The sequence below is a fragment of the Pseudomonas sp. S2_H01 genome, assembly GCF_054668305.1.
Genome location: NZ_CP162756.1, coordinates 3,010,641 through 3,030,731 on the forward strand (window position 1 = coordinate 3,010,641; position 20,091 = coordinate 3,030,731).

Annotated in this window: 18 protein-coding genes and 3 tRNA genes; all 21 read left to right on the top strand. The window is 55.3% G+C overall.

Annotation, left to right across the window (positions count from 1 at the left end; genetic code table 11):
- Window positions 1-12: 12 nt before the first annotated feature.
- Window positions 13-86, top strand: a tRNA-Gly gene (locus AB4N84_RS13405).
- Window positions 87-113: 27 nt separating this feature from the next.
- A tRNA-Thr gene (locus AB4N84_RS13410) sits at window positions 114-189 on the top strand.
- Window positions 190-376: 187 nt separating this feature from the next.
- Window positions 377-452, top strand: a tRNA-Trp gene (locus tag AB4N84_RS13415).
- A 45-nt stretch (window positions 453-497) separates the two neighbouring features.
- Complete coding sequence (gene secE, locus AB4N84_RS13420) at window positions 498-866, top strand: preprotein translocase subunit SecE (RefSeq protein ID WP_037017694.1); 369 nt, start codon at window positions 498-500, stop codon at window positions 864-866.
- A gap of 9 nt (window positions 867-875) precedes the next feature.
- Window positions 876-1,409, top strand: a complete 534-nt coding sequence (gene nusG, locus AB4N84_RS13425) for a transcription termination/antitermination protein NusG (RefSeq protein WP_002555501.1) — start codon at window positions 876-878, stop codon at window positions 1,407-1,409.
- 119 nt (window positions 1,410-1,528) lie between these two features.
- A complete protein-coding gene (rplK, locus tag AB4N84_RS13430) occupies window positions 1,529-1,960 on the top strand; it encodes a 50S ribosomal protein L11 (RefSeq protein ID WP_062384456.1) in 432 nt (143 codons plus the stop codon).
- A complete protein-coding gene (gene rplA / locus AB4N84_RS13435) occupies window positions 1,960-2,655 on the top strand; it encodes a 50S ribosomal protein L1 (RefSeq protein ID WP_062384458.1) in 696 nt (231 codons plus the stop codon). Before rplK ends, rplA begins: the two co-directional genes overlap by 1 nt.
- Window positions 2,656-2,852: 197 nt before the next feature.
- Window positions 2,853-3,353, top strand: coding sequence for a 50S ribosomal protein L10 (gene rplJ, locus AB4N84_RS13440; protein WP_062384462.1), 501 nt, complete (start codon window positions 2,853-2,855; stop codon window positions 3,351-3,353).
- A 78-nt stretch (window positions 3,354-3,431) separates the two neighbouring features.
- Entirely contained in the window at window positions 3,432-3,797 is a 366-nt protein-coding gene (gene rplL / locus AB4N84_RS13445; protein ID WP_027617682.1) for a 50S ribosomal protein L7/L12, read from the top strand.
- Between the two features lie 220 nt (window positions 3,798-4,017).
- Window positions 4,018-8,091: a DNA-directed RNA polymerase subunit beta gene (gene rpoB / locus AB4N84_RS13450; RefSeq protein WP_074758952.1), complete on the top strand. Its 4,074-nt coding sequence runs from the start codon at window positions 4,018-4,020 to the stop codon at window positions 8,089-8,091.
- 63 nt (window positions 8,092-8,154) lie between these two features.
- Window positions 8,155-12,354, top strand: a complete 4,200-nt coding sequence (gene rpoC / locus AB4N84_RS13455; RefSeq protein WP_074758954.1) for a DNA-directed RNA polymerase subunit beta' — start codon at window positions 8,155-8,157, stop codon at window positions 12,352-12,354.
- Window positions 12,355-12,558: 204 nt separating this feature from the next.
- On the top strand, window positions 12,559-12,930 hold the full coding sequence (gene rpsL, locus AB4N84_RS13460) for a 30S ribosomal protein S12 (RefSeq protein WP_002555494.1): 372 nt from the start codon (window positions 12,559-12,561) through the stop codon (window positions 12,928-12,930).
- Window positions 12,931-13,048: 118 nt separating this feature from the next.
- Window positions 13,049-13,519 (top strand): 30S ribosomal protein S7, encoded by a 471-nt coding sequence (gene rpsG / locus AB4N84_RS13465; RefSeq protein WP_002555493.1) that lies wholly within the window; start codon window positions 13,049-13,051, stop codon window positions 13,517-13,519.
- A 30-nt stretch (window positions 13,520-13,549) separates the two neighbouring features.
- Window positions 13,550-15,655, top strand: coding sequence for an elongation factor G (gene fusA, locus AB4N84_RS13470; protein ID WP_074758956.1), 2,106 nt, complete (start codon window positions 13,550-13,552; stop codon window positions 15,653-15,655).
- A gap of 31 nt (window positions 15,656-15,686) precedes the next feature.
- Window positions 15,687-16,880: an elongation factor Tu gene (gene tuf / locus AB4N84_RS13475; RefSeq protein WP_074758958.1), complete on the top strand. Its 1,194-nt coding sequence runs from the start codon at window positions 15,687-15,689 to the stop codon at window positions 16,878-16,880.
- A 138-nt stretch (window positions 16,881-17,018) separates the two neighbouring features.
- Entirely contained in the window at window positions 17,019-17,330 is a 312-nt protein-coding gene (gene rpsJ, locus AB4N84_RS13480) for a 30S ribosomal protein S10 (protein ID WP_003186070.1), read from the top strand.
- 81 nt (window positions 17,331-17,411) lie between these two features.
- Entirely contained in the window at window positions 17,412-18,047 is a 636-nt protein-coding gene (gene rplC / locus AB4N84_RS13485; RefSeq protein WP_074758960.1) for a 50S ribosomal protein L3, read from the top strand.
- A 12-nt stretch (window positions 18,048-18,059) separates the two neighbouring features.
- Entirely contained in the window at window positions 18,060-18,662 is a 603-nt protein-coding gene (gene rplD / locus AB4N84_RS13490) for a 50S ribosomal protein L4 (protein WP_037017717.1), read from the top strand.
- Complete coding sequence (gene rplW, locus AB4N84_RS13495) at window positions 18,659-18,958, top strand: 50S ribosomal protein L23 (protein ID WP_008374165.1); 300 nt, start codon at window positions 18,659-18,661, stop codon at window positions 18,956-18,958. The genes rplD and rplW overlap by 4 nt, the downstream gene beginning before the upstream one ends.
- 14 nt (window positions 18,959-18,972) lie before the next feature.
- On the top strand, window positions 18,973-19,797 hold the full coding sequence (rplB, locus tag AB4N84_RS13500) for a 50S ribosomal protein L2 (protein WP_062384485.1): 825 nt from the start codon (window positions 18,973-18,975) through the stop codon (window positions 19,795-19,797).
- 16 nt (window positions 19,798-19,813) lie between these two features.
- Complete coding sequence (gene rpsS / locus AB4N84_RS13505; RefSeq protein WP_002555486.1) at window positions 19,814-20,089, top strand: 30S ribosomal protein S19; 276 nt, start codon at window positions 19,814-19,816, stop codon at window positions 20,087-20,089.
- The last annotated feature ends 2 nt before the right edge of the window (window positions 20,090-20,091 follow it).

Genomic DNA, 20,091 nt, shown 5'->3' on the forward strand with positions numbered 1-20,091 from the left:
GCAACATGCTCGGCGGGTATAGTTTAGTGGTAGAACCTCAGCCTTCCAAGCTGATGATGCGGGTTCGATTCCCGCTACCCGCTCCAGGTTTTGTTGGTTGTGCAATGCGTTTCGCTCTTGTAGCTCAGTTGGTAGAGCACACCCTTGGTAAGGGTGAGGTCAGCGGTTCAAATCCGCTCAAGAGCTCCATTACTAAGGCAGATATGAAAGTATCTGCCTTTGTTTTAGGTGGTTTGTCAGGGGCGGTGTTTCGGCTAGAGGCCTGGTTCTGATTGATCGCTGGCAGTATTCGATGGTGTCGGAAGGTTGGGCTTGTCGAATAGCTGTTGAAATCTTCCTGTCAGGCCAGCATAATGGTCGGCCTGATTTTGCTTTTAGGTCAGTAGCTCAATTGGCAGAGCGACGGTCTCCAAAACCGTAGGTTGGGGGTTCGATTCCCTCCTGACCTGCCAGATTCGCGTAACGTTTCTGGCTTTCTTTTCACAGGATTTTAGTAGATGAATCCAAAGGCTGAAGCCCAAGACTCCCGTTTTGATCTCGTAAAGTGGCTCGTAGTAGTCCTTTTGGTCGTTGTGGGTGTTGTTGGAAATCAATACTACTCGGCGCAGCCAATCCTGTATCGCGTACTTGCTTTGCTCGTAATTGCAGCTGTTGCAGCCTATGTGGCGTTGCAGACAGGCAAGGGCAAGGCTTTCTTCGTGTTGGCCAAGGAAGCTCGCGCCGAGATTCGTAAAGTCGTATGGCCTACTCGTCAAGAAACCACCCAGACTACCCTCATCGTGGTAGCTGTGGTTCTGGTTATGGCGCTGCTGCTGTGGGGTCTAGATTCCCTGCTCGGCTGGCTTGTTTCCTTGATCGTCGGCTAAGGGTGTCCCGTGGCTAAGCGTTGGTACGTAGTGCATGCCTACTCGGGTTACGAGAAGCATGTTATGCGCTCTCTGATCGAGCGTGTAAAGCTGGCAGGCATGGAAGATGGTTTCGGCGAAATTCTGGTCCCTACCGAAGAAGTGGTAGAGATGCGTAACGGCCAGAAACGCAAAAGCGAGCGTAAATTCTTCCCTGGTTATGTGCTGGTCCAGATGGACATGAATGAAGGTACTTGGCACTTGGTCAAGGACACTCCTCGTGTCATGGGCTTCATTGGTGGGACGGCAGACAAACCTGCCCCGATCACCGATAAAGAAGCTGAAGCAATTCTCCGTCGTGTTGCTGATGGCAGCGACAAGCCGAAACCGAAGACGTTGTTCGAGCCGGGTGAAGTGGTTCGCGTTACCGATGGTCCGTTCGCGGACTTCAACGGTACGGTTGAGGAAGTTAACTACGAAAAGAGCCGGATCCAAGTGGCTGTGCTTATTTTCGGACGCTCTACTCCGGTGGAGCTCGAGTTCAGTCAGGTCGAAAAGGCATAACTGAGCTAGAAATCCCATACCCCGCAGCCTTGGGCTGTGGGGTTTTTTCGTCACTGGGATAAACGCGCAAGTAACCGGGGAGCCTTTCGAGGCGTTTGAACCCGTAATTGGAGTGCCTCATGGCCAAGAAGATTACCGCTTACATCAAGCTTCAAGTGAAAGCCGCTCAGGCTAACCCAAGCCCACCTGTTGGTCCGGCTCTGGGTCAGCACGGCGTGAACATCATGGAATTCTGCAAGGCTTTCAACGCCCGTACTCAGGGTCTTGAGCCAGGTCTGCCGACTCCAGTGATCATCACTGTTTACAGCGACCGTAGCTTCACTTTTGAAACCAAAAGTACCCCTGCTTCGGTTCTGTTGAAAAAAGCAGCTGGCCTGACCAGCGGCTCGGCTCGTCCGAACACCGTCAAAGTTGGCACCGTTACCCGTGCTCAGTTGGAAGATATTGCGAAGGTTAAAAACGCTGATCTGACCGCTGCTGACATGGAAGCTGCCGTGCGTACCATCGCCGGTTCTGCTCGTAGCATGGGCCTTAACGTGGAGGGTGTGTAATGGCTAAGCTGACCAAACGCCAAAAGGCAATTGCTTCCAAAGTTGAAGCTGGCAAGTCCTATAGCTTCAATGACGCCGCAGCTCTGCTGACCGAGCTGTCGACCGTTAAATTCAGCGAGTCCGTTGACGTTGCTGTGAACCTCGGTGTTGACCCGCGTAAATCTGACCAGGTTGTTCGTAGCGCTACCGTGCTGCCACACGGCACTGGCAAGACCGTTCGCGTCGCTGTCTTCACTCAGGGCCCAGCTGCTGAAGCTGCTTTGGCTGCCGGTGCTGATCGCGTTGGTATGGACGACCTGGCTGCCGAAATGAAAGGCGGCGACCTGAACTATGACGTCGTTATTGCCTCCCCGGACGCAATGCGTGTTGTAGGTCAGCTGGGTCAGATCCTCGGTCCACGTGGTCTGATGCCAAACCCGAAAGTCGGTACCGTTACTCCAGACGTAGCTAACGCGGTCAAAAACGCTAAAGCGGGTCAGGTTCGTTATCGCACCGACAAAAACGGCATCATCCACACTTCCGTAGGCAAAGTTGGCTTTGATGCCGACAAGCTGCGTGAGAACGTTGAAGCACTGATCGCTGATCTGAAGCGTATCAAGCCAGCTTCCTCGAAAGGTATCTATGTCAAGCGCGTTACCCTGAGCACCACCATGGGTCCAGGCCTGGTCATCGACCAAGGTTCGTTGAACGCGTAAGACCGGCAGGGTGCGGGTAACCGCACTTTTGCAAATATTGGGGTCCCTGCCTGGCGGGGGCTATCCAAGACCGTAGGCGGCGCAAGTCTTAAAACACAAGCCTACGCAGATGGTGCTCCCGGTTCCTTACCGAATCAGACACCAAAACGACATCAGGCTTCGGCCAGATGAAACGGTAACAAGCAGGAGTTAAACCCGTGGCAATTAAACTCGAAGACAAGAAGGCCATCGTCGCTGAAGTCAACGAGGCTGCCAAAGTCGCTCTGTCCGCTGTCGTGGCTGATGCCCGTGGCGTAACAGTAGGCGCGATGACCGGACTCCGTAAAGAGGCTCGTGAAGCTGGCGTTTACGTACGTGTCGTACGTAACACCCTGCTCAAGCGCGCCGTTGCTGACACTGAATATAGTGTCCTCAACGATGCGTTCACCGGCCCGACCTTGATCGCGTTCTCCAACGAACATCCAGGCGCTGCTGCCCGTTTGTTCAAAGAATTCGCTAAGGGTCAGGACAAGTTCGAGATCAAGGCAGCTGCGTTCGAGGGCAAGTTCCTCGCAGCTAATCAGATCGACGTACTGGCAACCTTGCCGACCCGTGACGAAGCAATTTCTCAGCTGATGAGCGTGATTCAAGGCGCTACCAGCAAATTGGCTCGTACTCTGGCGGCAGTTCGCGAACAGAAAGAAGCTGCTGCAGCCTAAGGCCGCACACCTCTTCTCGCGTATTTTTGTTTATTTCGAAGGCCGCCTAGGCCCTCACACAATTCAGGAATTAGAGTCATGTCTATCTCTCAAGACGATATCCTCAACGCCGTAGCTGAAATGTCCGTTCTGCAGGTTGTTGAGCTGATCAAAGCTTTCGAAGAAAAATTCGGTGTTAGCGCTGCTGCTGCTTCGGCTGGTCCAGCTGCTGCTGCCGCTGTTGTTGAAGAGCAAACCGAATTCAACGTCATGCTGACCGAAGCTGGCGAGAAGAAAGTTAACGTTATTAAAGCAGTTCGTGAACTGACCGGTCTGGGCCTGAAAGAAGCCAAGGCAGTCGTTGACGGCGCTCCAGCAATGGTTCTGGAAGCAGTAGCAAAAGACGCTGCTGACAAAGCCAAAGCTGCTCTGGAAGAAGCAGGCGCTAAAGTCGAGCTGAAGTAAGCATCGACCTTGCGTCTCCAGCCCAAGCGTTAAGCGAAAGGCTGATGGCTGGTGGCTTCTGCCACCGGCCTTTTTCCGTTATTGGCGACCGATCAGGTCGGTGCCACTAACGTGTTTCAACCACCTCGAACGGTGGCGCAAACCATGGGGTTTGCAAGATTTTCTGGTCACTCCCGTCGGGAGAGGCCAAACAAGCAGGTGACCAAGCTGGGGAACGCTGATGGCTTACTCATATACTGAGAAAAAACGTATCCGCAAGGACTTTAGCAAGTTGCCGGACGTCATGGATGTGCCTTACCTCCTGGCCATCCAGCTGGATTCGTATCGTGAATTCTTGCAAGCGGGAGCGACTAAAGATCAGTTCCGCGACGTGGGCCTGCATGCGGCCTTCAAATCCGTTTTCCCGATCATCAGCTACTCCGGCAATGCTGCTCTGGAGTACGTTGGTTATCGCCTGGGCGAACCGGCGTTTGATGTCAAGGAATGCGTGCTGCGCGGTGTGACGTACGCCGTACCTTTGCGGGTAAAAGTGCGCCTGATCATTTTCGACAAAGAATCGTCGAACAAAGCGATCAAGGACATCAAAGAGCAAGAAGTCTACATGGGTGAAATCCCCCTGATGACTGAAAACGGTACCTTCGTAATCAACGGTACCGAGCGTGTCATCGTTTCCCAACTGCACCGTTCCCCGGGCGTGTTCTTCGACCACGACCGCGGTAAAACGCACAGCTCGGGCAAGCTGCTGTATTCCGCTCGCATCATTCCTTATCGTGGTTCGTGGCTGGACTTCGAGTTCGATCCTAAGGACTGTGTATTCGTCCGTATCGACCGTCGCCGCAAGCTCCCTGCATCGGTTCTGCTCCGTGCACTGGGCTACACCACTGAAGAGGTGCTGGACGCGTTCTACACCACCAACGTTTTCCACGTTCATGGCGAGTCCCTGAGCCTGGAGTTGGTGCCTCAGCGCCTGCGCGGTGAAATTGCCGTTCTGGACATCCTGGACGACAAGGGCAAGGTCATCGTCGAGCAAGGGCGTCGTATCACTGCGCGCCACATCAACCAGCTCGAGAAAGCCGGCATCAAGGCGCTCGAAGTCCCGCTGGACTACGTATTGGGTCGCACGACCGCCAAGGCGATCGTCCACCCGGCTACTGGCGAGATCATCGCTGAGTGCAACACCGAGCTGAACACCGAGATCCTGGCGAAAATCGCCAAGGCTCAGGTTGTCCGTATCGAAACGTTGTACACCAACGACATCGATTGCGGTCCGTTCATCTCTGACACCCTGAAAATCGATTCGACTGGCAACCAGCTGGAAGCTTTGGTCGAAATCTATCGGATGATGCGTCCTGGCGAGCCGCCAACCAAAGATGCTGCCGAGACACTGTTCAACAACTTGTTTTTCAGCCCAGAGCGTTACGATCTGTCGGCTGTTGGCCGGATGAAGTTCAACCGTCGTATCGGCCGTACCGAGATCGAAGGTTCGGGTGTTCTCTGCAAGGAAGATATCGTTGCGGTTCTCAAGACCCTCGTTGATATCCGTAACGGCAAAGGCATCGTCGACGACATCGACCACCTCGGTAACCGTCGTGTTCGTTGCGTAGGTGAGATGGCTGAGAACCAGTTCCGTGTAGGTCTGGTGCGTGTTGAGCGTGCGGTCAAAGAGCGTCTGTCGATGGCAGAGAGCGAAGGCCTGATGCCTCAGGACCTGATCAACGCCAAGCCAGTCGCAGCCGCGGTTAAAGAGTTCTTCGGTTCCAGCCAGCTGTCGCAGTTCATGGACCAGAACAACCCGCTGTCCGAGATCACCCACAAGCGTCGCGTTTCCGCACTCGGCCCTGGCGGTCTGACCCGTGAGCGTGCGGGCTTCGAAGTTCGTGACGTACACCCGACGCACTACGGTCGTGTTTGCCCGATCGAAACGCCGGAAGGTCCGAACATTGGTCTGATCAACTCGCTGGCAGCCTATGCCCGCACCAACCAGTATGGCTTCCTGGAAAGCCCGTACCGTGTGGTGAAAGAAGGCCTGGTTACCGACGAGATCGTCTTCCTGTCCGCCATCGAAGAGGCCGATCACGTGATCGCCCAAGCTTCGGCGACCATGAACGACAAAGGTCATCTGATCGATGAGCTGGTAGCTGTTCGTCACCTGAACGAGTTCACCGTCAAGGCGCCGGAAGACGTCACCCTGATGGACGTTTCGCCGAAGCAGGTTGTTTCGGTTGCAGCGTCGTTGATTCCGTTCCTCGAGCACGACGACGCCAACCGTGCGTTGATGGGTTCGAACATGCAGCGCCAGGCTGTACCGACTCTGCGCGCTGACAAGCCGCTGGTGGGTACCGGCATGGAGCGCAACGTTGCGCGTGACTCCGGTGTTTGCGTCGTTGCCCGTCGTGGCGGTGTCATCGATTCCGTCGACGCCAGCCGTATTGTTGTTCGCGTTGCAGATGACGAAGTTGAGCCAGGCGAAGCCGGTGTCGACATCTACAACCTGACCAAATACACCCGCTCGAACCAGAACACCTGCATCAACCAGCGTCCGCTGGTAAGCAAGGGTGATCGCGTTCAGCGCAGCGACATCATGGCTGACGGCCCGTCCACCGACATGGGTGAACTGGCTCTTGGTCAGAACATGCGCATCGCGTTCATGGCATGGAACGGCTTCAACTTCGAAGACTCCATCTGCCTGTCCGAGCGTGTTGTTCAAGAAGACCGTTTCACCACGATCCACATCCAGGAACTGACCTGTGTGGCTCGTGATACCAAGCTTGGCCCAGAGGAGATTACCGCTGACATCCCTAACGTGGGTGAAGCAGCGCTGAACAAACTGGACGAAGCCGGTATCGTTTATGTGGGTGCTGAAGTAGGCGCCGGCGACATTCTGGTCGGCAAGGTCACTCCGAAGGGTGAGACCCAGCTGACACCAGAAGAGAAGCTGCTGCGTGCGATCTTCGGTGAGAAAGCCAGTGACGTTAAAGATACCTCCCTGCGTGTGCCGACCGGTACCAAGGGAACGGTCATCGACGTCCAGGTCTTCACCCGTGACGGCGTAGAGCGTGACGCTCGTGCTCTGTCGATCGAGAAGAGCCAGCTGGACGAGATCCGCAAGGATCTGAACGAAGAGTTCCGTATCGTTGAAGGTGCAACCTTCGAGCGTCTGCGTTCCGCGTTGGTTGGTCGCACGGTTGAAGGTGGTGCCGGCCTGAAGAAAGGTCAGGAAATCACCGACGAAGTACTCGACGGTCTCGAGCATGGCCAGTGGTTCAAGCTGCGCATGGTTGAAGACGCGCTGAATGAGCAACTCGAAAAAGCCCAGGCTTACATCGTTGATCGTCGCCGCCTGCTGGACGACAAGTTCGAAGACAAGAAGCGCAAGCTGCAGCAAGGCGACGACCTGGCTCCCGGCGTGCTGAAAATCGTCAAGGTCTACCTTGCCATCCGTCGCCGCATTCAGCCGGGCGACAAAATGGCCGGTCGCCACGGTAACAAAGGTGTGGTCTCCGTGATCATGCCGGTTGAAGACATGCCGCACGATGCCAATGGCACGCCGGTGGATATCGTCCTCAACCCGTTGGGTGTACCTTCGCGTATGAACGTTGGTCAGATTCTCGAAACCCACCTGGGCCTCGCGGCTAAAGGACTGGGCGAGAAGATCAACCGTATGCTCGAAGAGCAGCGTAAAGTCGTTGAGTTGCGCAAGTTCCTGAACGAGATCTATAACGAGATTGGCGGCCGTCAGGAAAGCCTGGACGACCTGTCTGATCAGGAAATTCTGGATCTGGCGAAGAACCTGCGCGGCGGCGTTCCGATGGCAACCCCGGTTTTTGACGGTGCCAAGGAAAGCGAAATCAAGGCGATGCTGCGCCTGGCGGACATGCCGGACAGTGGCCAAATGCAACTGTTCGACGGTCGTACCGGTAACAAATTCGAGCGTCCGGTAACTGTTGGCTACATGTACATGCTGAAGCTGAACCACTTGGTGGACGACAAGATGCACGCGCGTTCCACTGGTTCTTACAGCCTGGTTACCCAGCAGCCGCTGGGTGGTAAGGCGCAGTTCGGTGGTCAGCGTTTCGGGGAGATGGAGGTCTGGGCGCTGGAAGCATACGGCGCGGCATACACTCTGCAAGAAATGCTCACAGTGAAGTCGGACGATGTGAACGGTCGTACCAAGATGTACAAAAACATCGTGGACGGCGATCACCGTATGGAGCCGGGCATGCCCGAGTCCTTCAACGTGTTGATCAAAGAAATCCGTTCGCTCGGTATCGATATCGATCTGGAAACCGAATAACACGTGACGCGAATCGAGGGTGGGTCGGTATGACCACCCTCTGCTCCGCCAGGAGGAAAGGCCTTGAAAGACCTACTGAATTTGCTGAAAAACCAGGGTCAAGTCGAAGAGTTCGACGCCATCCGTATCGGATTGGCATCGCCTGAGATGATCCGTTCGTGGTCGTTCGGTGAAGTTAAAAAGCCGGAAACCATCAACTACCGTACGTTCAAACCTGAGCGTGACGGCCTGTTCTGCGCCAAGATCTTTGGCCCGGTAAAGGATTACGAGTGCCTGTGCGGTAAGTACAAGCGCTTGAAGCATCGTGGCGTAATCTGCGAGAAGTGCGGCGTTGAGGTTGCACTGGCCAAAGTCCGTCGTGAGCGCATGGCTCACATCGAACTGGCGTCCCCGGTTGCCCACATCTGGTTCCTGAAATCGCTGCCGTCCCGTATCGGCTTGCTGATGGACATGACCCTGCGTGATATCGAACGTGTTCTCTACTTCGAGAGCTATGTCGTTATCGATCCAGGCATGACCACCCTTGAGAAAGGTCAACTGCTGAACGATGAGCAGTACTTCGAAGCCCTCGAAGAGTTCGGTGATGACTTCGACGCCCGCATGGGTGCCGAGGCTGTCCGCGAGCTGCTGCACGCTATCGATCTGGAACACGAGATTGGCCGTCTGCGCGAAGAAATTCCGCAAACCAACTCCGAGACCAAGATCAAGAAGCTGTCCAAGCGCCTGAAGTTGATGGAAGCCTTCCAGGGTTCCGGCAACCTGCCTGAGTGGATGGTGTTGACCGTTCTGCCGGTTCTGCCGCCAGATCTGCGTCCACTGGTTCCACTGGATGGCGGTCGTTTCGCGACGTCTGACCTCAACGATCTGTATCGTCGAGTGATCAACCGTAACAACCGTTTGAAGCGCCTGCTGGACCTGTCCGCTCCGGACATCATCGTGCGCAACGAAAAACGTATGCTGCAGGAAGCTGTGGATGCGTTGCTCGACAACGGTCGCCGCGGTCGTGCCATCACTGGTTCCAACAAGCGTCCTCTGAAATCCCTGGCTGACATGATCAAGGGTAAGCAGGGTCGTTTCCGTCAGAACTTGCTCGGTAAGCGTGTTGACTACTCAGGTCGTTCGGTCATTACCGTAGGCCCGACCCTGCGTCTGCACCAGTGCGGTCTGCCTAAGAAGATGGCGCTCGAGCTGTTCAAGCCGTTTATTTTCGGCAAGCTGGAAATGCGTGGTCTGGCGACCACCATCAAAGCTGCGAAAAAGATGGTCGAGCGCGAACTGCCGGAAGTGTGGGACGTTCTCGCAGAAGTCATCCGCGAACACCCAGTGTTGCTTAACCGTGCGCCAACCCTTCACCGTCTGGGCATCCAGGCGTTTGAACCGGTTCTGATCGAAGGTAAGGCCATCCAGCTTCACCCTCTGGTCTGCGCGGCTTACAACGCCGACTTCGACGGTGACCAGATGGCCGTTCACGTGCCGCTGACGCTGGAAGCCCAGCTGGAAGCGCGCGCGCTGATGATGTCGACCAACAACATTCTGTCGCCAGCCAACGGTGAGCCAATCATCGTTCCGTCGCAGGACGTTGTACTGGGTCTGTACTACATGACCCGTGAAGCGATCAACGCCAAAGGCGAAGGTCGTGTGTTCGCGGATCTGCAGGAAGTCGACCGCGTATTCCGCGCCGGCGAAGCTGCTCTGCACGCCAAGATCAAGGTTCGTATCAACGAAACCGTGAATGATCGTGATGGCGGCAGCGTGACCAATACCCGCATCGTCGACACGACCGTCGGCCGTGCGTTGCTGTTCCAGGTGGTACCGGCTGGCCTGTCGTATGACGTGGTCAATCAGCCTATGAAGAAAAAGGCGATCTCCAAGCTGATCAACCAGTGCTACCGCGTGGTGGGTTTGAAAGAGACCGTCATCTTCGCTGACCAGCTGATGTACACCGGTTTTGCCTACTCGACGATTTCGGGTGTTTCCATTGGTGTTAACGACTTCGTTATCCCGGATGAGAAAGCACGCATCATCGACGCGGCGACCGAAGAAGTTAAAGAGATCGAAAGTCAGTACGCCTCCGGCCTGGTAACTCAGGGGGAGAAGTACAACAAGGTCATCGACCTATGGTCCAAGGCGAACGACGAAGTTTCCAAGGCGATGATGTCGAACCTCTCCAAGGAGAAGGTTGTCGACCGCCACGGCGAAACCGTGGACCAAGAGTCGTTCAACTCGATGTACATGATGGCTGACTCGGGTGCGCGGGGTTCCGCAGCACAGATTCGCCAGCTGGCCGGTATGCGTGGTCTGATGGCCAAGCCGGACGGCTCTATCATCGAGACGCCGATCACCGCGAACTTCCGTGAAGGTTTGAGCGTACTCCAGTACTTCATCTCGACTCACGGTGCTCGTAAAGGTCTGGCGGATACCGCGTTGAAAACCGCGAACTCCGGTTACCTGACTCGTCGTCTGGTTGACGTGGCACAAGACCTGGTTGTGACCGAAGTGGACTGCGGCACCGAACAGGGCCTGGTCATGACGCCGCACATTGAAGGCGGCGACGTGGTAGAGCCTTTGGGCGAACGTGTACTGGGTCGTGTCATCGCCCGTGACGTGTTCAAGCCTGGCACCGAGGACGTCATCGTTCCGGCCGGTACCCTGGTAGACGAGAAGTGGGTCGAATTCATCGAGCTGAACAGCATCGACGAAGTGATCGTACGCTCGCCAATCAGCTGCGAAACCCGTTACGGCATCTGCGCCAAGTGCTACGGTCGCGATCTGGCCCGTGGTCACCAGGTGAACATCGGTGAAGCTGTCGGCGTTATCGCTGCTCAGTCGATCGGTGAGCCGGGTACCCAGCTGACCATGCGTACGTTCCACATCGGTGGTGCGGCAAGCCGTACTTCCGCTGCCGACAGCGTTCAGGTGAAAAACGGCGGTATCGTCCGTCTGCACAACCTGAAGCATGTAGAGCGTCTCGACGGTAACCTGGTCGCTGTATCGCGTTCCGGTGAGCTGGCGATCGCTGACGAGTTCGGTCGTGAGCGTGAGCGTTACAAGCTGCCTTACGGTGCAGTGATCTCGGTGAAGGAAGGCGACAAGGTCGACGCTGGCTCTATCGTAGCCAAGTGGGATCCGCACACTCACCCGATCGTTACCGAAATGAAAGGTACCGTGACCTACGTGGGCATGGAAGAAGGTATTACGATCAAGCGCCAGACCGACGAATTGACCGGTCTGACCAACATCGAAGTACTCGACGCCAAAGACCGTCCTGCTGCAGGTAAGGACATCCGTCCTGCCGTGAAGATGGTTGGTATCGATGGCAAGGATCTGCTGCTGCCGGGTACTGACGTACCGGCTCAGTACTTCCTGCCTGCTAACGCCCTGGTCGGTGTTGCGGACGGCGCTCAAGTGGGCGTGGGTGATGTTATCGCCCGTATTCCGCAAGAGACTTCCAAGACCCGTGACATCACCGGTGGTCTGCCGCGCGTTGCCGACTTGTTCGAAGCGCGTCGCCCGAAAGAAGCGTCGATCCTGGCAGAAGTCAGCGGTACGATCGCCTTCGGTAAAGAGACCAAGGGTAAGCGTCGTCTGGTGATTACACCGAACGACGGTAGCGATCCGTACGAAGAGCTGATTCCTAAGTGGCGTCACCTGAACGTCTTCGAAGGTGAGCAAGTGAACCGCGGTGAGGTTATCTCCGACGGTCCTAGCGATCCGCATGACATCCTGCGTCTGCTGGGTGTCAGCGCTCTGGCGAAATACATCGTCAACGAGATTCAAGACGTTTATCGCCTGCAGGGCGTGAAGATCAACGACAAGCACATCGAAACGATTCTTCGTCAGATGCTGCGTAAGGTCGAGATCTCCGAGTCGGGTGATTCGAGCTTCATCAAGGGCGACCAGATGGAGTTGACGCATGTACTGGTTGAGAACGAGCGCCTTGCGGCGGACGAAAAATTCATCTCGAAGTTCACTCGCGTGTTGCTCGGTATCACCAAGGCATCGTTGTCCACCGAATCGTTCATCTCGGCGGCCTCCTTCCAGGAGACCACTCGCGTACTGACCGAAGCGGCTGTAACCGGCAAGCGCGACTACCTGCGCGGCCTGAAAGAAAACGTGGTCGTGGGTCGTTTGATCCCGGCTGGTACCGGTCTGGCTTATCACAGCGAGCGTAAGCGTCGTCGTGATGCTGACAAGCCGTTGCGTGTGAGTGCGAGCGAAGTTGAAGCCGCGCTGACCGAAGCGTTGAACTCAAGCAGTAATTGAGAGTAGGGCCCTGATCTCAATGTCCGCCCAAAACTGACAGGTTGTTTGCTGTGAGCGGGTGGGCATTGAGGTCGGGGCTTTGCCTTGACTGGGGGCAGGATCCTCTTTAGACTCTTGTACCCCTAAATTTGGCGGGACGTGTGTCCTGCCATTTTGCTTTTCTTGTAAGACAATAGCGTCGCAAGACAACAGTGGAGCTAGTAGATGGCAACTATCAACCAGCTGGTACGTCAGCCGCGTAAGCGTATCGTCGAGAAATCCGACGTACCTGCGCTGCAGAACTGCCCGCAACGTCGTGGCGTGTGCACTCGCGTGTACACCACTACGCCGAAAAAACCTAACTCGGCACTGCGTAAAGTATGCCGTGTGCGTCTGACCAACGGTTTCGAGGTTTCCTCGTACATCGGCGGTGAAGGCCACAACCTGCAAGAGCACAGCGTGGTCCTGATCCGTGGCGGCCGTGTAAAAGACTTGCCAGGTGTTCGTTACCACACCGTTCGCGGCTCCCTGGACACTTCCGGCGTTAAAGGCCGTAACCAGGGTCGTTCGAAGTACGGTACCAAGAAGCCTAAGTAGTAGCGGCTTTTTGTAAAACTGAATCATCTTATTTTCTGAGTCGATAAGAGTAAGGTCGGAGGCGTCCCGTAAGGGCACCGATTCCGAGCGAACCTGAAGACCGTTTGAGGGCTTATCCATGCCAAGAAGACGCGTAGCAGCCAAGCGCGAAGTGCTTGACGATCCAAAATACGGAAGCCAGATCCTGGCGAAGTTCATGAACCACGTGATGGAAAGCGGCAAGAAAGCCGTTGCCGAGCGTATCGTTTATGGCGCGCTGGAGAAGGTTAAAGAACGCAAGAACAGCGACCCCCTGGAAATCTTCGAGAAAGCTCTCGACGCCATCGCTCCGCTGGTCGAAGTAAAGTCGCGCCGTGTAGGCGGTGCTACTTACCAGGTTCCGGTCGAAGTTCGTCCGTCCCGTCGTAATGCTCTGGCAATGCGTTGGCTGGTAGACTTCGCGCGCAAGCGCGGTGAGAAGTCTATGGCTCTGCGTTTGGCTGGCGAACTGCTGGACGCCGCTGAAGGCAAAGGTGCTGCGGTCAAGAAGCGTGAAGACGTGCACCGTATGGCTGAGGCCAACAAGGCTTTCTCGCACTACCGCTTCTAATTTCAGCGTCACTAATTTTGCGAGGGCTTTATGGCTCGTACTACTCCGATTAACCGCTACCGTAACATCGGTATCGTTGCTCACGTGGATGCTGGTAAAACCACCACCACCGAGCGCGTCCTTTTTTACACTGGCAAAAGTCACAAGATGGGCGAGGTGCATGACGGCGCCGCGACCACAGACTGGATGGTTCAGGAGCAGGAGCGTGGTATCACCATTACTTCTGCTGCTATTACCGCCTTCTGGCAGGGCTCTCAGAAGCAGCACAAGGACCAGTACCGTTTCAACGTCATTGACACCCCGGGCCACGTAGACTTCACCATCGAAGTTGAACGTTCCCTTCGTGTGCTTGACGGCGCGGTCGTCGTGTTCTGTGGTACTTCCGGTGTAGAGCCGCAGTCCGAAACCGTATGGCGTCAAGCCAACAAATACGGTGTTCCGCGTATCGTTTACGTGAACAAGATGGACCGTGCTGGCGCCAACTTCCTGCGTGTGATCGCTCAGATCAAGCAGCGTCTGGGCCACACTCCGGTGCCTATCCAGTTGGCTATCGGTGCAGAAGACAACTTCCAGGGTCAGATCGATCTGATGACCATGGAAGCGGTTTACTGGAACGACGCTGACAAAGGCATGGCTCCACGCCGTGAGCCAATTCCTGCAGAACTGCAGGATCTGGCTGATGAGTGGCGCAGCAATATGGTTGAGGCTGCTGCCGAAGCCAGCGAAGAGCTGATGAACAAGTACCTCGAAGGCGAAGAGCTCACCAACGAGGAAATCAAGGCCGCTCTGCGTCAGCGTACTATCGCTGGTGAGATCGTTCTGGCTGTTTGTGGTTCTTCGTTCAAGAACAAGGGTGTTCCCCTGGTTCTCGACGCCGTTATCGACTACTTGCCTGCTCCGACCGACATCCCGGCCATCAAGGGTTCCGATCCTGATGACGAAGAAGTCCAGATGGAGCGTCATGCAGACGACGAAGAGCCGTTCTCGGCTTTGGCGTTCAAGATCGCAACCGACCCATTCGTGGGTACTTTGACCTTCGTCCGCGTTTACTCGGGCGTGTTGGCATCCGGCGACGGCGTGATCAACTCGGTCAAGGGCAAGAAAGAGCGCGTGGGTCGTATGGTGCAAATGCACGCTAACGCCCGTGAAGAGATCAAGGAAGTTCGCGCTGGTGACATCGCGGCCTTGATCGGCATGAAGGACGTCACCACTGGTGAAACCTTGTGCAGCGCCGACAAGCCAATCATCCTCGTGCGGATGGACTTCCCGGAGCCGGTTATTTCGGTTGCGGTTGAGCCAAAAACCAAGGATGACCAGGAAAAAATGGGTATCGCACTGGGCAAACTCGCTCAGGAAGACCCTTCTTTCCGCGTCAAGACTGATGAAGAGACTGGTCAAACGATCATCTCTGGCATGGGCGAATTGCACCTGGACATCCTGGTTGACCGGATGCGCCGTGAGTTCAACGTCGAAGCCAACATCGGTAAGCCTCAGGTTTCGTATCGTGAGCGCATCACGAAAAACTGTGAAATCGAAGGCAAGTTCGTTCGTCAGTCCGGTGGTCGTGGTCAGTTCGGCCACTGCTGGATTCGTTTTGCACCTGCTGACGAAGGTCAGGAAGGTCTGCAATTCGTAAACGAAGTAGTGGGTGGTGTGGTTCCTAAGGAATACATCCCGGCTATCCAGAAGGGTATCGAAGAGCAGATGAAGAACGGCGTAGTTGCCGGCTATCCGCTGATCGGCCTGAAGGCTACCGTGTTTGATGGTTCTTACCACGACGTCGACTCGAACGAGATGGCGTTTAAGGTGGCTGCCTCCATGGCGACCAAGCAACTGGCCCAGAAGGGCGGTGGTGAGTTGCTTGAGCCGATCATGGCGGTAGAGGTTGTTACGCCTGAAGACTATATGGGTGACGTGATGGGCGACCTTAACCGTCGTCGCGGCATGATCCTGGGTATGGAAGACACGGTTTCCGGCAAGGTAATTCGCGCTGAGGTTCCGCTGGGTGAGATGTTCGGTTATGCGACCGATGTCCGCTCCATGTCCCAAGGTCGCGCAAGCTACTCTATGGAATTCAAAAAATACAATACAGCGCCGTCGCACATCGTCGAAACTGTAACCAAAAAACAAGGCTGATTCAGCGCCTTTAGGCTAGGAGTTATTTGTCGTGGCTAAAGAAAAATTTGAACGTAACAAACCGCACGTCAACGTTGGCACTATCGGTCACGTTGACCACGGTAAAACCACTCTGACCGCTGCTCTGACTCGCGTCTGCTCCGAAGTTTTCGGTTCGGCTAAAGTCGACTTCGACAAAATCGACAGCGCGCCAGAAGAAAAAGCTCGTGGTATCACCATCAACACCGCTCACGTTGAATACGATTCGGCCGTTCGCCACTACGCGCACGTTGACTGCCCAGGTCACGCCGACTACGTAAAAAACATGATCACCGGTGCTGCTCAGATGGACGGCGCTATCCTGGTTTGCTCGGCCGCTGATGGTCCGATGCCACAAACCCGTGAGCACATCCTGCTGTCCCGTCAGGTTGGCGTTCCGTACATCGTTGTCTTCCTGAATAAGGCTGACATGGTTGACGACGCTGAGCTGCTGGAACTGGTTGAAATGGAAGTTCGTGATCTGCTGAGCACTTACGATTTCCCAGGCGACGACACTCCGATCATCATCGGTTCGGCTCTGATGGCTCTGAACGGCCAAGACGACAACGAAATGGGTACCTCGGCCGTTAAGAAGCTGGTTGAGACTCTGGACAGCTACATCCCAGAACCAGTTCGTGCTATCGACAAGCCATTCCTGATGCCAATCGAAGACGTATTCTCGATCTCGGGTCGCGGTACTGTTGTAACTGGCCGTGTTGAGCGTGGCATCATCAAGATCCAGGAAGAAGTCGAGATCGTGGGTCTGCGTGACACCACCAAGACTACTTGCACTGGCGTTGAGATGTTCCGCAAGCTGCTGGACGAAGGTCGTGCTGGCGAGAACTGTGGCGTACTGCTGCGTGGCACCAAGCGTGACGACGTTGAGCGTGGTCAGGTTCTGGTTAAGCCGGGTACCGTTAAGCCTCACACTCAGTTCGAAGCTGAAATCTACGTTCTGAGCAAGGAAGAAGGCGGTCGTCACACTCCGTTCTTCAAAGGCTACCGTCCACAGTTCTACTTCCGTACTACCGACGTAACTGGTAGCTGCGAACTGCCGGAAGGCACCGAAATGGTTATGCCAGGTGACAACGTTAAAGTTTCCGTCACTCTGATCAAGCCAATCGCAATGGAAGACGGTCTGCGTTTCGCTATCCGTGAAGGCGGTCGTACCGTCGGCGCTGGCGTCGTAGCCAAAATCATCGCCTAAGCGTTGATTTGAGAAAAAGCCCCCGCTTGCGGGGGCTTTTTTATTGGGTTGACACTCTGTTAGCTCGTCTATAGAATTGCGCCTCCTTTTAACGGGCGTATTGCGCTCGGTGGGAAGTAGCCTGGAGTCTGAAATCCAATGCAAAATCAGCAAATCCGTATCAGGTTGAAGGCCTTTGACCATCGCCTGATCGACCAATCCACCCAGGAAATCGTGGAAACCGCGAAACGTACTGGTGCTCAAGTGCGTGGTCCAATTCCACTGCCTACCCGTAAAGAGCGGTTCACCGTTCTGGTCTCCCCGCACGTCAACAAAGACGCGCGTGACCAGTACGAGATCCGTACTCATAAGCGCGTTCTGGACATCGTCCAGCCAACGGATAAAACCGTTGATGCACTTATGAAGCTTGATCTTGCGGCAGGTGTGGAAGTGCAGATCAGCCTCGGCTAAGACTTGGGTCTTAGTCGTGTAACGCTCTGAAATGGGCGGCCATAGCGGGTGAAAGCCCCGTACACTCATGAGGTTTACAACATGACTATTGGTGTAGTCGGTCGTAAATGCGGTATGACCCGTATTTTCACCGAAGAAGGTGTCTCCATTCCGGTCACGGTCATTGAGATCGAGCCGAATCGCGTCACCCAGTTCAAAACCGAAGAAAGCGATGGCTATCGTGCAGTGCAAGTCACTGTCGGTGAGCGTCGTGCTTCGCGCGTGACTGCTGCTCAGGCAGGTCACTTCGCTAAAGCGAACGTTGCCGCTGGTCGCACTGTTCTGGAGTTCCGTCTTGAAGAAGGCGAGTACCAGGCTGGTGATCTGATCAATGCAGAAATCTTCGCCGCTGGTCAACTGGTCGATGTGACTGGTCAGTCCAAGGGTAAGGGTTTCGCAGGTACTATCAAGCGCCACAATTTCCGTGGTCAAGATAATACTCACGGTAACTCCGTTTCCCACCGCGTCCCGGGCTCTATCGGCCAGTGCCAGACTCCTGGTCGTGTATTCAAGGGCAAAAAAATGTCCGGTCATATGGGCGCTGAGCGCGTGACCGTGCAGTCCCTGGAAGTGGTGCGCGTGGACGCTGAACGCAATCTGTTGTTGGTCAAGGGTGCTGTTCCTGGCGCTACTGGCGGCAATGTGGTTGTACGTCCAGCAGCCAAGGCTCGCGGTTAAGGGGAAGCTGACATGCAATTAAATGTAAATGACGCTCAAGCGATCGAAGTTTCCGAACTGACATTCGGTGGCGAGTTCAACGAGACGCTGGTTCACCAAGCAGTCGTTGCCTACATGGCTGGCGGCCGTCAGGGCAGCAAGCAGCAAAAGACCCGTTCCGACGTTTCCGGTGGCGGCAAGCGCCCATGGCGTCAGAAGGGTACTGGCCGTGCTCGTGCCGGTACTATCCGTAGCCCAATCTGGCGTGGCGGTGGTACTACCTTCGCAGCGCGGCCTCAGGATCACTCTCAGAAGCTCAACAAGAAGATGTATCGCGCAGCACTGCGCTCCATCCTTGCTGAACTGGTGCGTACTGATCGTCTGGTCGTGGTTCAGGATTTCGCCGTTGAATCGCCGAAAACCAAAGACCTGTTGGGCAAACTGAACGACATGAGCCTGACCGACGTTCTGATCGTGTCGGACGCTGTCGACCAGAATCTGTACCTGGCTGCTCGTAACCTGCCGCACGTAGATGTACGTGATGTTCAAGGTTCCGATCCAGTTAGTCTGATCGCATACGACAAAGTGTTGATCACTGTGTCGGCCGTGAAGAAATTCGAGGAGCTGCTGGGATGAACCAGGAACGCGTATTTAAAGTTCTGCTTGGCCCGCACGTTTCCGAGAAGGCTACGGTTCTGGCAGACAAAAAAGGTCAGTTCGTTTTCAAGGTTGCTACTGACGCAACCAAGCTGGAAATCAAGAAGGCCGTCGAAAGCCTGTTCAGCGTGAAAGTAGAGCGCGTGACTACCCTGAATGTTCTGGGTAAGACCAAGCGTACTGCTCGCGGCCTGGGCAAGCGTAATGACTGGAAGAAGGCAGTTATCTCCCTTCAGCCAGGCCAAGATCTCGATTTCAGCAGCAGTGCTGAGTAAGGAAGGGGTGCATCATGGCAATCGTTAAATGCAAACCGACTTCCCCTGGCCGCCGTTTTGTGGTCAAGGTGGTCAACCAGGAGCTGCATAAAGGCGCTCCTCACGCACCGCTGCTCGAGAAAAAATCGAAGTCTGGTGGTCGTAACAATAATGGCCGTATTACCACTCGTCACGTTGGTGGTGGTCATAAGCAGCATTATCGTCTGGTCGATTTCCGTCGCAACGACAAAGATGGCATCGCTGCCACTGTCGAGCGTATCGAATACGATCCAAACCGTACTGCTCACATCGCACTGCTGCTGTACGCAGACGGCGAGCGTCGTTACATCATCGCACCTAAGGGTGTGAGTGCTGGCGACCAGCTGATTGCAGGCGCTTTGGCTCCAATCAAGCCGGGTAACGCTCTGCAACTGCGCAACATCCCAGTCGGTTCTACCGTTCACGGTATCGAGCTCAAGCCTGGTAAAGGTGCTCAGATCGCTCGCTCCGCTGGTGCTTCGGCTCAGCTGATCGCTCGTGAAGGTGTCTACGTGACTCTGCGTCTTCGCTCCGGTGAAATGCGTAAAGTCCTGTCCGAATGCCGTGCAACTCTGGGTGAAGTTTCGAACTCCGAGCACAGCCTGCGTTCGCTGGGTAAAGCTGGTGCCAAACGCTGGCGTGGCGTTCGCCCAACCGTTCGTGGTGTTGCCATGAACCCGGTTGACCACCCACATGGTGGTGGTGAAGGTCGTACCTCTGGTGGTCGTCATCCGGTATCGCCGTGGGGCTTCCCGACTAAGGGCGCGAAGACTCGTGGTAATAAGCGTACCGACAAAATGATCGTCCGTCGTCGCAAGTAAATAGAGGGATACGACAGTGCCACGTTCTCTGAAAAAAGGTCCTTTTATTGATCTTCACCTACTGAAGAAGATCGAAGTGGCGGCGGAAAAGAACGATCGCAAACCAGTTAAGACCTGGTCGCGTCGTTCGATGATCCTGCCACAAATGGTCGGTTTGACCATTGCTGTGCATAACGGTCGTCAGCATGTTCCTGTTCTCGTGAACGAAGACATGGTCGGCCACAAACTGGGCGAGTTTGCCGGTACCCGCACTTATCGTGGGCACGTGGCAGACAAGAAAGCCAAGCGTTAAGG

Coding starts and splice junctions, on each gene's coding strand:
- rplA (WP_062384458.1), top strand. CDS start 1,960: ATGGCTAAGCTGACCAAACGCCAAAAGGCAATTGCTTCCAAAGTTGAA.
- rpsG (WP_002555493.1), top strand. CDS start 13,049: ATGCCAAGAAGACGCGTAGCAGCCAAGCGCGAAGTGCTTGACGATCCA.
- rplB (WP_062384485.1), top strand. CDS start 18,973: ATGGCAATCGTTAAATGCAAACCGACTTCCCCTGGCCGCCGTTTTGTG.
- rpsL (WP_002555494.1), top strand. CDS start 12,559: ATGGCAACTATCAACCAGCTGGTACGTCAGCCGCGTAAGCGTATCGTC.
- rplC (WP_074758960.1), top strand. CDS start 17,412: ATGACTATTGGTGTAGTCGGTCGTAAATGCGGTATGACCCGTATTTTC.
- secE (WP_037017694.1), top strand. CDS start 498: ATGAATCCAAAGGCTGAAGCCCAAGACTCCCGTTTTGATCTCGTAAAG.
- rpsJ (WP_003186070.1), top strand. CDS start 17,019: ATGCAAAATCAGCAAATCCGTATCAGGTTGAAGGCCTTTGACCATCGC.
- rplK (WP_062384456.1), top strand. CDS start 1,529: ATGGCCAAGAAGATTACCGCTTACATCAAGCTTCAAGTGAAAGCCGCT.
- fusA (WP_074758956.1), top strand. CDS start 13,550: ATGGCTCGTACTACTCCGATTAACCGCTACCGTAACATCGGTATCGTT.
- rpoB (WP_074758952.1), top strand. CDS start 4,018: ATGGCTTACTCATATACTGAGAAAAAACGTATCCGCAAGGACTTTAGC.
- rplW (WP_008374165.1), top strand. CDS start 18,659: ATGAACCAGGAACGCGTATTTAAAGTTCTGCTTGGCCCGCACGTTTCC.
- rplL (WP_027617682.1), top strand. CDS start 3,432: ATGTCTATCTCTCAAGACGATATCCTCAACGCCGTAGCTGAAATGTCC.
- rplD (WP_037017717.1), top strand. CDS start 18,060: ATGCAATTAAATGTAAATGACGCTCAAGCGATCGAAGTTTCCGAACTG.